The 12720-nt window shown below is 59.2% G+C and carries 8 protein-coding genes; 3 read left to right on the forward strand and 5 right to left on the reverse strand.

What is annotated here, in order from left to right; translation table 11 throughout:
• Nucleotides 1–99: 99 nt before the first annotated feature.
• Nucleotides 100–1176: a T6SS phospholipase effector Tle1-like catalytic domain-containing protein gene (locus tag AC2FGB_RS15430; RefSeq protein WP_142638056.1), complete on the reverse strand. Its 1077-nt coding sequence runs from the start codon at nucleotides 1174–1176 to the stop codon at nucleotides 100–102.
• A complete protein-coding gene (locus AC2FGB_RS15435; RefSeq protein WP_496694253.1) occupies nucleotides 1154–3445 on the reverse strand; it encodes a xanthine dehydrogenase family protein molybdopterin-binding subunit in 2292 nt (763 codons plus the stop codon). The genes AC2FGB_RS15430 and AC2FGB_RS15435 overlap by 23 nt, the downstream gene beginning before the upstream one ends.
• Nucleotides 3446–3587: 142 nt before the next feature.
• Between AC2FGB_RS15435 and AC2FGB_RS15440 the strand changes: the two genes are divergently transcribed.
• Entirely contained in the window at nucleotides 3588–6740 is a 3153-nt protein-coding gene (locus AC2FGB_RS15440) for a valine--tRNA ligase (RefSeq protein WP_496694254.1), read from the forward strand.
• A 143-nt stretch (nucleotides 6741–6883) separates the two neighbouring features.
• Nucleotides 6884–8047 carry a benzoate/H(+) symporter BenE family transporter gene (locus AC2FGB_RS15445; protein ID WP_496694255.1) on the forward strand — a complete coding sequence of 388 codons (1164 nt, stop codon included), beginning with the start codon at nucleotides 6884–6886 and terminating at the stop codon, nucleotides 8045–8047.
• 205 nt (nucleotides 8048–8252) lie between these two features.
• On the opposite strand, the gene AC2FGB_RS15450 is transcribed toward AC2FGB_RS15445, so the two are convergent.
• Together AC2FGB_RS15450 and AC2FGB_RS15455 are read right to left on the reverse strand one after the other, a co-directional pair.
• The gene (locus AC2FGB_RS15450) at nucleotides 8253–9035 is read right to left on the reverse strand and encodes a crotonase/enoyl-CoA hydratase family protein (RefSeq protein ID WP_496694256.1); all 783 of its coding nucleotides are present in this window, start codon (nucleotides 9033–9035) and stop codon (nucleotides 8253–8255) included.
• A 66-nt stretch (nucleotides 9036–9101) separates the two neighbouring features.
• A complete protein-coding gene (locus AC2FGB_RS15455) occupies nucleotides 9102–10172 on the reverse strand; it encodes an SMP-30/gluconolactonase/LRE family protein (protein WP_496694257.1) in 1071 nt (356 codons plus the stop codon).
• 93 nt (nucleotides 10173–10265) lie between these two features.
• Here AC2FGB_RS15455 and AC2FGB_RS15460 point away from each other — a divergent pair, with 93 nt between their 5' ends.
• On the forward strand, nucleotides 10266–11381 hold the full coding sequence (locus tag AC2FGB_RS15460) for a pyridoxal phosphate-dependent aminotransferase (RefSeq protein ID WP_282022135.1): 1116 nt from the start codon (nucleotides 10266–10268) through the stop codon (nucleotides 11379–11381).
• Nucleotides 11382–11507: 126 nt separating this feature from the next.
• Here the strand turns inward: AC2FGB_RS15460 and AC2FGB_RS15465 are convergent, their stop codons facing one another.
• Nucleotides 11508–12698, reverse strand: coding sequence for a pyridoxal-phosphate-dependent aminotransferase family protein (locus AC2FGB_RS15465; RefSeq protein WP_496694259.1), 1191 nt, complete (start codon nucleotides 12696–12698; stop codon nucleotides 11508–11510).
• Nucleotides 12699–12720: the final 22 nt, after the last annotated feature.

Here is a 12720-nt window from a genome sequence, read left to right on the forward strand (position 1 = left end):
GTGAGTATGATGATCCGATACTTGTTTCAATATATGAGTATTAGGGTCTCACTAACCAGTAAATGTTCCCAGTGATTTTTGTTCGCAGCTGGAACCGAATTACTGCGCTGGATGCGATGGCAAATCCAGCATCGGCACCCAACCGGGCAGTTCGTTTGGCGAAACCGAGACATGCAGCCGCTCGGATCGGTCGCGGCCTACTTTGCGGTGCTTGCGCAGTAGGAAAATCTTACCCCAACCGCGCCATGTGCCGACCGAACGCGCATGAGGGTCGATCACAAAGCGGTCTCTCCATCCCTCCGGCAATGGCAGGCCGTGCAGCTCTGCCTTGTCCAGCATCCAAACCAGCGAGATGTTGCTAAGGGGGCGGGCTTCTTCAAACCCGTTCAACTGGCCACCCACATCGCCATGGGTGCCTCGGAACCAGACTTGCTCGATATGGCCTTTAAAATCGGGGGTACATTTCCACAGGACCGGCTCGAATACCTCGCGCGTTTCATCCAGCGCCATCGCGTGGTAGCCGTGGCGCGTAGCGGGACCAAGCTGATGGTTGTGGAAGGCGTGGCGATCCTCGGCCCACCGCCAAAGCAGCGGTAGACGCAAGCCCAGCGCTTTTACTGTATCCCACACGCCGATCATTTCGATTGCAACATCTTCATGGCAGAACTGCCGGCGAAACGCAGCGGCGGCGCTACCATTGGCATTGCATTCATAGTGGCGGTAGGCCTGTTTGATATTCCTTACGGTCGCATGCTCGGCCTTGAGCAGGCCAATCATATCGATCACACCCGCAAGGCTGCGCACACCGTAGGCCCCACGTGAGTAGCCGATGAAATAGATACGGTCGCCGGGCTTATACCGCGAGGCCAGATAGCCATAGGCCCGGCGTATCTGGCGATTGATCCCCCGCCCCATCATCACATCCAACGAGGACTTCCAGCTTTCCCATTGCACGCCGGCCTCATAGAAGACGGATACCTTGCTTCCCATCTCGCAGCACAGCCGCAGCGCCTGCCCCGCATGAGTTTCATATCCGGGCTCAAGCGTCGACATGGTGCCGTCTAGAATGATGACATGGCTGACAGGTTCACGATGGCGCGTTTCGGCCGAATGCTCGGATCGCAGCGGCCGTCCAAGCCACCCCAGTACCTTTCTACTCAGCCGCGACAGTTGCATCGTTCAGCAGTTCCCATACTTTGTGCGGCGTAAAAGGCATATCGGCCTGCCGCACCCCGTGATCCCAGAGCGCATCTTGAACCGCATTTGCCACTGCAGCCAGCGCGCCCACGGTGCCGGCCTCTCCGCATCCTTTCATTCCCAACGGGTTAGAGGTTGACGGTACCGGCGCCGAGGTAAACTTAATCATGGGTATCTCGGCTGCGCGGGGCAAGGCGTAATCCATCAACGATGCCGTGAGCAGTTGCCCCTGCGCATCATGGACAACATGTTCGGACAGCGCCTGACCGATGCCTTGTGCGACACCACCATGAACTTGCCCCTCGGCCAGCATCGGATTGATAAGATTACCGAAATCATCGACCACAGTATAGCGGTCTACCCATGTTTCGCCGGTACAAGGGTCAATCACGATTTCGACAACATGTGCCCCGTTGGGATAGCTACGGTCGTCCAGCGAGATGCTTGCCTGATGCTGCAACAAATCAACGCGCCCGTCGGCACGGGCCATATCCGCGGCCTCGGTCAAAGTGGGTGTCAGGTTTGATCCCGGCGCGCGGAAGGTTTCAAAATCAAAGCGCACGTCGCTTTCTTCCACCCCCATCTTATCTGCGAGATAGGGCGTGAATGCGGCAACCATGACGTCGATCGTGGCAAGCGTCGCTGTACTTTGCACCGTAACTGATCGCGATCCCCCGGTTCCCCCACCATTCGGAAGCTGGTCACTGTCACCTTGAACTACGATGATACAATCCAGGGGAACCCCGGTTTGGTCAGAGAGGAACTGAGCATAGACCGTTTCGTGCCCCTGCCCGTTGGATTGGGTTCCGACAAATAGTTTCACGCTGCCATCCTCATCGAACTCGATCTTTGCGTTCTCGGAAGGGTCGCCCAAAATACTTTCGATATAGTAACAAATCCCCTGCCCCCTGAACAAACCGCGTTCGGCATCGGCGATCTTGCGGGCAGCAAAGCCGCCGGATTGCCTTTGGCCTTGGGACAGAACCATGTCGAAATCACCGACATCATATGTTTCGCCGGTCGCGGTCTTGTAAGGAAAGGCCTCGGGCCGGATGAAGTTCTTGCGCCTCAGATCCCAGGGATCGACGCCCAGCTCTCGGGCCGCGCGGTCGATGGCGCGTTCCAGGACATATATCGCCTCGGGCCGTCCTGCCCCGCGATAGGCGTCAACCTGCGTGGTATTGGTAAAGAACCCTTCGACCCGCAGATAGGTGGTTTGCACATCATAGGCGCCCATCAGCACTTTGCTGAAAAGGTTGGTCTGTATCGCCTGCCCGAAATGGCTGTTATAGGCGCCGAGATTCACCTTGCTGTGCACCCGATAGGCGATGATCCGGTGATCGCTGTCAAAGGCCAGCTCGGCCAGCGACGACAGATCGCGGCCATGGTGATCGGACAACATCGCCTCGGACCGGTCAGACATCCAGTGAACAGGCTGGCCCAACTTCATCGCAGCAACGGCCACGCAGAAATATTCGGGATAGGGCATGACCTTCATGCCAAACCCGCCGCCGACATCCGGGGTCGTGACGCGGATATCCTCGGGGTTGAGCTTTAGCTTTTGCGCCAGCTGACCACGCATGGCCCAAACCCCCTGCCCGCCATAGGAAAAGTGCAACCGCCCATCAACCCAATGCGCCTGACAGCCCCGCGGTTCAATCGACGTGATGATCACTCGATTGTCGTCCACATTCAGTGCAACGGTATGGGCCGCCTGCTGAAACGCAGCAATAGTTGCCGCCTCATCGCCCAGCGCCCAATCAAATGCCCGATTATCCGGAGTTTCCGCGTGCAGCGTTTCTCCGCCCGCACACACGTCCAGTTTTACGGGCAAGTCAGAGGTTTCGACCCAGATCAGCTCGGCCGCATCGCGGGCCTGTAAGGCGGTGTCGGCAATGACTACAGCGACGGGTTCTCCGACAAACCGTATGCGATCCGCGGCCAGCATATGCCGGTCCGGCGCAGCTGCTTTCGAACCGTCTCGGTTATTCAGGATGGCCGCATTCATACACGTGTCGATCCCGGCGGCCTTCAGGTCGTCCAGCGTCATGATCAGCCGCACCCCTTCGGCCGCGCGCGCGTCATCCAGATCCAGCGCCCCAATCACCCCATGCGCCACCTGGGATCGCACGAATACCGCATGCAAAGCCCCGTGCGGCAGGACATCATCCATATATCGCCCCTGCCCGGTCAGAAACCGCTGGTCCTCGGTCCGTTTGACGGGCTGGCTTTTGCCAAACTTTTCCACCGCGCGCTCCTGTCTCTGCCTCTAGGCGACATTAGGCTGCGATGCATCATTGTCCATAGCCCCGGCGCTTGGCCCTTTCCCTTTTGCTATCCTTTCGATATTGCAAGCGCTAACCCGAATTTGTTGACGCAGGACGCATCCAATGGCGATGGAAAAGACATTCAACGCGGCCGAGGCCGAGGCCCGCATTTACGAGGCCTGGGAACAGGCCGGAGCCTTCAAGGCAGGCGCGAACAGATCGCGCGATGAAAGCTTTACCATCATGATCCCGCCGCCCAACGTGACGGGGGCGCTGCATGTGGGACACGCGTTCAATAACACGCTGCAGGATATCCTGACCCGCTGGCACCGGATGCGCGGCTTCGACACGCTTTGGCAACCCGGTCAGGACCACGCGGGCATCGCCACGCAGATGCAGGTTGAAAAGATGCTGGCGGCGCAGGGCAACGAAGGGCGGCGTGAACTCGGGCGCGAGAAGTTCCTTGAGAAAGTCTGGGAATGGAAGGGTGAATACGGCGGCACGATCATTGAACAGCTCAAGCGTCTTGGCGCCAGCTGCGATTGGTCGCGCAACGCGTTTACCATGGCAGGTGCACCGGGTGACCCGCGCACAGGGCATGAGAATTCTGCAAATTTCCACGATGCCGTCATCAAGGTCTTCGTAGAAATGTACGAAAAGGGCCTGATCTATCGCGGCAAGCGTCTGGTCAACTGGGACCCGCATTTTGAGACCGCAATCTCGGATCTTGAGGTCGAGAATATCGAGGTCGCGGGCCATATGTGGCACTTCAAGTACCCGCTGGCGGGTGGTGAGACCTATACGTATGTCGAAAAGGATGAGGACGGGAATATCGTGCTTGAGGAACAGCGCGACTATATCTCAATCGCCACGACACGGCCCGAAACAATGCTGGGCGACGGCGCGGTTGCGGTTCATCCGTCAGATGAGCGCTACGCGCCAATCATAGGAAAACTATGTGAAATTCCTGTTGGACCGAAAGAGCATCGTCGGCAGATTCCGATCATTACTGATGACTATCCCGATCCCGATTTCGGCTCGGGCGCGGTGAAGATCACCGGCGCGCATGATTTCAACGACAACATGGTCGCCAAGCGTGGCGGTATTCCGATGTACCGTCTGATGGACACGCGTGGCGCATTGCGAGCCGATGGCGCGCCCTATGCCGAAGAGGCCGGCAAGGCGCAGGAATACGCGCGCGGCAAGGAGTTCACCGAGAATGAGATCGACGCAATCAACCTGATCCCCGATCACCTGCGCGGGCTTGACCGGTTCGAGGCGCGCGCCAAGGTGGTCGAAGAGATCACCAACGACGGTCTGGCCGTCATGACCCGTGCCGACAACCCGGTTCTGGGCACAAAGCTGGGTGAGGACGACGACCCGGCTGCACTCGTCCCGCTGGTCGAGAGCAAACCGATCATGCAACCCTTTGGCGACCGCTCGAAGGTCGTGATCGAACCGATGTTCACCGACCAGTGGTTCGTGGATGCCGAAAAAGTCGTCGGCCCCGCGCTGGACGCGGTCAAGGACGGCACGGTCAAGATCATCCCCGAGTCGGGCGAGAAGACCTATTACCACTGGCTGGAAAACATCGAGCCCTGGTGTATCTCGCGCCAGTTGTGGTGGGGGCATCAGATTCCGGTTTGGTATGGCCTCGACCTGTCGGCCGAAAACTTCAAAGATGACGAGAACGACGGCAACCTTGATCTGGTCGAATTGGGTCGTTTGCTGAACGAAGGCGGTATGTTGCACCGTGGCAATGTCATGGAATGCGCGTCGAGTCTGGAGGCAGTGACTGAAAAATTCCTGGACGATAATGCAAACATTCCCAGCCCGCTAAGCCACGCAACTGTAATCGAAGTTGCCGATAAGCAAGAAGCGATCCATCAATTCGCCGAAAGTCTTGCTCAGTATGCAGTTGAACAAGACCCGACGAAGCTGGTTTATCCGGTTTGGCGTGACCCCGACGTTCTCGACACCTGGTTCTCCTCCGGCCTCTGGCCCATCGGCACGCTGGGCTGGCCCGAGCAGACCGAGGAGCTGGAACGCTACTTCCCCACGGACGTTCTGATCACCGGCTTTGACATCCTGTTCTTCTGGGTCGCCCGGATGATGATGATGCAACTGGCGGTGGTCGATCAGATCCCGTTCCACACCGTCTACCTGCACCAGCTCGTCCGCGACGAGAAGGGCAAGAAGATGTCCAAGACCACCGGCAATGTCATCGACCCGCTGGAGATCGTGGACGAATTCGGCGCCGACGCGCTGCGCTTTACCAATGCCTCGATGGCGGCGATTGGCGGCGTGTTGAAACTGTCTCGCGAACGCATCACCGGCTATCGCAACTTTGGTACAAAACTTTGGAACGCTGTTCGCTTTGCCGAGATGAACGAGGTCTTCACCGACGCCGTACCGCAACTAGACGTCGCCGATCTGAAACCCAAGGCCGCCGTAAACCGTTGGATCATAGGCGAAACTGCCCGCGTACGGGCCGAGGTCGACGCCGCACTGGAAAGCTATCGTTTCAACGATGCGGCCAACGGGCTTTACGCCTTTGTCTGGGGTAAGGTCTGCGACTGGTACGTTGAACTCTCCAAACCGCTGCTGCAGGGTGACGATGCCGAAGCACAGGCCGAGACCCGCGCTACCATGCGCTGGGTTCTGGACCAGTCCATGGTCTTGCTGCACCCAATCATGCCCTTCGTTACCGAGGAACTGTGGGGCCTGACAGGCACGCGCGCCAAGATGGTCGTACACGCCGACTGGCCGACTTACGGCACCGAACTGGTCGACCCAGAGGCTGATCGCGAAATGAACTGGGTGATTTCGGTGATCGAGAACACGCGCTCAGCTCGTGCGCAGATGCGGGTTCCGGCGGGCCTTTATGTACCGATGCTGGTGACAGAGATTGACGCGCATGGCCAAGCTGCATGGGACCGTAACGAGGCGCTGATCAAGCGGCTCGCGCGGATCGACAGCCTGACCAAAGTGGATGCATTTCCCAAGGGAACGATCTCGATTGCCGCGCCGGGTGCGACGTTCGGTTTGCCGCTGGCAGATATCATCGATATCGGCGCCGAAAAGGAACGACTGGAAAAGGCCAAGGGCAAACTTGCCAAGGAATTGGGTGGTTTGCGCGGTCGTCTGAACAATCCGAAATTTGTGGCCTCGGCCCCGGAAGAGGTTGTCGCCGAAGCCAAAGCCAACCTCGCCGCCCGTGAAGAGGAAGAGGTGAAACTGAACGAGGCGCTGGCACGTCTGGCCGAAATCGCCTGATCTTCGTCTGCTCCAAACCGTTCAAGATACCAGACCCCGCCACGCCCGCGTTGGCGGGGTTTTCGTTCCCCGGTCCGGATTTCGCCCTGTTCACCTCCGCTTACGATTGCTAGCAAGTGCAGGTTGATAACGCTGAGGGCAGGATGACACGCGCATTTCCACCAATGCAGACCATCTCAACCGGATTGGTTGTGGCCATCGTCGGCTTTTTCAGCTCATTCCCCATTGTATTGCAGGGGCTGGATGCGATGGGTGCGTCACCGGAGGAGGCCGCATCGGGCCTGATGACCGCCGCCATCGCCATGGGGCTGGCCGCCATCGCGCTGAGCTTGCGCTACAAGTTGCCGATCAGTGTCGCCTGGTCCACGCCGGGTGTCGCGCTGTTGGCTGTATCCGCCACACCTGTCGAGGGATTCTCAGGAGCTATCGGTGCGTTCCTGTTCGCTGGCGCTTTGACGGTTGTGGCTGGGTTGTGGAAGCCGCTGGGAAGGTTGGCAGCTGCAATCCCGACCACGTTAGCGCAGGCAATGCTTGCCGGGGTTCTGATGCCGCTATGTATCCTCCCGTTCAAAGCGGCCGTCGAGATTCCGTGGCAGGCGCTACCCGTAATCCTGACATGGTTCATCGCGGGGCGGTTCAACCGGCTGTTTGCTGTTCCCGCGGCAGTGATCGCAGCAGCCATTATAGTCATCCTGAACGCCGGGAATACAACGATCATGCCCGAGCGTCTGATTGCAGCACCGATCTGGGCCATACCTACATTCTCGCTGGCCTCGGCCATAGGGATCGGAGTGCCGCTGTTCATCGTCACCATGGCGACACAGAACATCCCCGGCATCGCGGTGATGCGCAGCTTTGGCTTTTCGCCCGTGCCGGGCAAATTGTTCTCGGCCGTCGGAGGGGCCAGCCTGCTGTCCGCCCCGTTCGGAGCCCCCGCCACCTGCCTTGCCGCCATCACCGCCGCGATGTGCTCAAATCAGGACAGTCATCCCGATCCTGCGCTGCGCTATTGGTCGGCCATCATGGGTGGCGTATTCTATTGCCTGTTTGGTGTTTTTGCCGTGGCCATCACCGGATTTGCCACCCATGCCGATCCGTTGCTGATGGGGACGCTGGCCGGGGTCGCACTGATCGGTGTGCTGGCAAATGCGATCCACGCTGCGCTGGAGGTTGTGGCCGAGCGTGAGGCGGCGATCCTGACTTTTGCTATCACTGCGTCCGGTATCACAGTCTTCGGGCTGGGGGCCGCGGTCTGGGGTTTGCTGGCTGGTGGCATTGCCTATCTGGTGACTAACTGGCTGCGATAGCCGCTTTGCCTTGAGGCCACAGCCAAAGTAAAACCGGCCAAAATTTGGATCATTGGGAACTCTGGTGGTACGCCGGATCAAGAAAGCACAGACCTAGGTCCAACCCAGAGAATTCATTTCAAGTAACGCTGGATCAGATGCGCAAAGCCTACACCCCACTGCCTGACGTGCAGGTCCGCGATGCGCATCGGGATTCATGTGGTGACTACTTGAACTTGGGCTTACGGCCCTGCATCTGCGCCATGACAACCTCCATCTGATCGGGTTTGCCGATCAGCTCCACCTGTTCGGCAGATTCGGCCAGCAGAACGTCGGCTCGCGAACGGGTTTCGGCCACGTCGATCAGGCGCTTGGCGGCACGGATGGCTGAAGGGCTTTGGCCTGCGATGTCTTCAGCCAGAGCCAGCGCCTCGGTCAGAGGATCGTCCGAGAGTTTCGTGACCAGCCCCCAATCAGCCGCCTGCGGCGCGCCTATTGGACGTGCAGTATACGTCAGCAAGCGCAGCACGTCCGAGCGCACAAGCTCGGGCAGCAGAACCATGCCGCCCATGTCGGGAATGATACCCCATTTCATCTCCATCACCGCCAATTTCGCCTCGGGCTGGGCAATGCGGATATCCGCGCCCAGTGCGATTTGCAGTCCGCCACCATAGGCCACACCCTGAATGGCACAGATGACTGGAACGGGGACACGGCGCCAGATCAAGGCAAGCTCCTGCATTTCGTTGGCGTCGTCATGGCTGCGCTTCATCAGCCATTCGGTTGGGTCCTTGTGGGCCATGCTGGCGAAGCTGGCCATGTCGAGACCGGCGCAGAAGCTTTTACCCTCACCCGACAGCACCACGGCGCGGGCGTCGGAGACCGCCACCTCTTGCCCGGCGGACAGGATCGCCTTGATCATGGCTTCGTCCAGCGCGTTCATCTTGTCGCCACGGGTTAGCGTGACATGGGCGATATGGTCTTTGTATTCGATGGAAACGCGAGACATTGGTCCCTCCGGAAATCAGTGTTGCGTCAACCATGCCAGCAAGACGAGGACAGTGCCACCACGACGTCAGGGCAAATCAGCGACGGGCATCCGGCCATACCACGGCGAATCCAGCGTCATGACATAGAACAGGTCACCAACGACCTGACCCGCCGTGGTGATGCCCAGCCGCCCGCCGGGGTCCTGCAAGGTTTGCAGGATTGTGCCATCCCCGTCGAATTGGACGATCATGCCGCGATGAATCGGCGCCGGTCGCACCAAAGGACCCAGCCGCCAGATCACCTTGCGCAAAAAGGGATAGGGCATCAAAGCTTCACTCGGCACCCGCGGGCTGGCGAAGGCCATCCAATAAGTGCCGTCGCCCTGCGCCGTGAGGTTATCGGGGTATCCCGGCAGGTTTTCCATCAACACCTCGCGCCGCCCAGCACTCGGCCCAGTTAGCCAGAGCTTGTGCACCCGCGCACGGCCAGTTTCGGCGATCAGCAGAAAATCCGTCTGCGGGGAAAGCGCTACACCATTGGTATAGACAAAGCCCTCGGCCACCTTTTTTGTTGTGCCATCAGGGGAATAGCGGGCCACGTATCCCGTATCCGACTGCTCCCAGATGGTCAGGACCGAGGTGGCTTTGGTGCCGCCCATGGTTTCGGGATCAAACCGATCAGACGAGTTCGAGAAATAGACCGTACCGTCCGGAGCCACGTCCAACTGATTGGCATAGACCACCGGAGACCCGCCAATCTCGGACACAAGGGATACCAGCGTGCCAGGCCCGGTCCAGCGCATCAGCCCCCGGAAGCTATCTGCGATATATAGCGCGCCGTCCGGCCCAGCTTGCAGACCCAAAGGGCGCCCACCCAGGTCGTCGATCTTGACCGGGCTGTCGCCGTCGATCCGATAAAGCGCGCCGGACATGGATGTCGTGTAGATCGTGCCATCCGGCATGATCGCGATGTCTTCCGGGCCTTCCTCGCCATCCGGCAAAGAGACTAGTTCGAGGCTGTCCAAAGCGTTGTTCTCGGCAAACACGCCGGTAAAGCCCGGAGCTTCGGGCGGCTCCCAGGCCACTGGGTCCACGTCAACAGGCCAAAATATCAAATAGGCAAGCCCCACTAAAGCCAAACCAATCGCGATGCGCATGGACACTCCTTTGTTTTTGTTGGTGCCAGACTGTGGGCACTGTGCAGGCAAAGCAAGGTTGCCTGTCGGATGACCTTGCGTTTATCTGGTTGCATGACCAATCCACGCTATACCCCGCTTGCCCAATCTCTTCCTGCTTCTGTGCCTTTTGTCGGCCCTGAAACACAGGAACGACAGCGCGGTGCACCATTTGTGGCCCGGCTGGGTGCGAATGAGAATGTCTTTGGCCCTTCGCCACGCGCTATCGAGGCCATGCGGGGGGCAACTGGCGATATCTGGATGTATGGCGATCCGGAAAACCACAACCTGCGCCACGCCCTGGCTGAGTACCACTCCGTCTCACCCGAAAATATCGTGGTTGGCGAAGGCATTGATGGGTTGCTGGGCTATCTGGTGCGCTTGCTGGTTGGGCAAGGAGATACGGTTGTGACCTCGGACGGGGCCTACCCGACCTTCAACTATCACGTCGCCGGGTTTGGCGGGGTGATACACACGGTTCCCTATCGCGACGATCACGAAGACCCTCAAGCACTCTTTACCAAGGCCGCTGAGGTCGAGGCTAAGCTGGTCTATCTGGCCAATCCTGACAACCCTATGGGCAGCTGGCATTCGGGCACTGATATCGTGGCTGTATTGGATGCGCTGCCCGATGGCTGTCTGCTGGTTCTGGACGAGGCATATGTGGAATGCGCCCCCGACGGGACTGCAGCGCCAGTTGCCGCAGATGACCCGCGTGTGATCCGGATGCGCACGTTTTCCAAAGTATACGGAATGGCCGGCGCGCGTGTCGGCTATGCCATTGGGGCGTCAGACCTGATCTCGGCGTTCAACAAGGTGCGCAACCATTTCGGTATGAACAAGGCTGCACAAGCAGGCGCGTTGGCTGCGCTGCAGGATGAGGTTTGGCTGTTACAAATCCGTGCCCGCATCTCAGATGCGCGCGAGAGGATCAACGCGATAGCGTTGGAGAACGGGCTGCACCCTTTACCCTCAGCCACCAATTTCGTGGCCATTGATTGCGGTCAGGATGGGGTGTTTGCCAAGGCTGTTCTGGAGTCGCTAGTGGCGCAGGGGGTTTTCGTTCGGATGCCCTTTGCCGCGCCTCAGAACAGGTGCATTCGAGTGAGCTGCGGCGATGCCTCCAATCTAGGGGCTTTTGCCGCCTCTTTGCCAAAAGCGCTTGCTGACGCCCGGGCGCTGAACGTCTGAAGCTTTCGCTTATGGCCACCGGGACGGGGGGGCTGTCTGCCCCCATCGCGCCGTTTGCGCGATTCCCCCCGAAAGTATTTTGAGTCAGATGAAGATACAGATTAGCACTGAGATCGGGGGCTGGTCTCAGGTCACAAGCGCGGTGGCGGCGGCTTCTAACGCACCCGTGCCGCGCGGAATATCAAGGGCGGCCATGGCAGTTTCCACGCCGCCAAGCATCGCCATGACCATCTGTGCATTGATGTGACCCATATGGCCCAGGCGAAAACAGCCGTCCCAATCTTCCATCCCGAGGCCTATTCCCAAAGTCAGGCCCAGCGATTGTTCGGTATAGGACCGCAATGGGGTTCCGAGCCCTCCACTCAGGCGCAGCGCGGTGACCGCATGACTTCGGTCGGCGCGGTCGGCTACATTCAACGACAGCGCACCGCCCTGTGCCCAGATTTCGCAGGCGGTCCAGATTGCCTGAGCGAGGCGTTGATGGCGCGCCCAGACATTTTCGATCCCTTCCGCGTGGATCAGGTCGAGCGCGGCCCGCAGCCCATAGAGATGATGAGTCGGTGCGGTACCATCGAAGTATTGGTAGAATAGCTCGGGATTGGCTCGTGGCTGCCAGTCCCAATACCGGGAAACACGCGGCATTGCTGCCCGTTTTGCCTGCGCCTTGTCGTTGAAGAATACAAACCCCACGCCCGGTGGGGTCATCAGCCCTTTTTGACAGGCGGTAACAGTCACGTCGACACCCCAGGCATCCATCTCGAATTGCTCACATCCCAGCGAGGCGATGCAGTCCGCCATCACCAGCGCCGGGTGACCCAAATCATCCAACAACGCGCGCAGCGCCGGGAGGTTGTTGCGAATTGAGCTCGAGGTATCCACGTGAACTGCAAGTATAGCCTTGATATCATGCGATGAATCAGCACGTAGCACCTCGGCAATGCGATCGAAATCCCAGACCGTGCTGGTTCCGAAATCAATCACATCCACCTTGGCGCCGATCCCTTCGGCCATTTCGGCCCATCCATGGGTAAACCGTCCCGATGCGGGTGCAAGCACTGTCTCACCTGGCGCGATGGTGTTCGACAGTGCCGCCTCCCACGTGCCATGGCCGTTGGCAATGTAGATGGCCACGTTATGGGCCGTGCGGGCAACGCGACGCAGATCGCGGATCAGATCGGGCATCATCTCGATCAATTCGCCGTCGTAGATATTAGGTGACGGTCGGTGCATCGCCTGCAGCACTGCGTCAGGCATGACCGAGGGGCCTGGAATAGCCAGATACTCGCGCCCATGCGCGAGGGAGATTGGATGTGTCATGGGATCAACCTGTTTGAATTGG

This window comes from Ruegeria sp. CDSC021 (genome assembly GCF_059610845.1).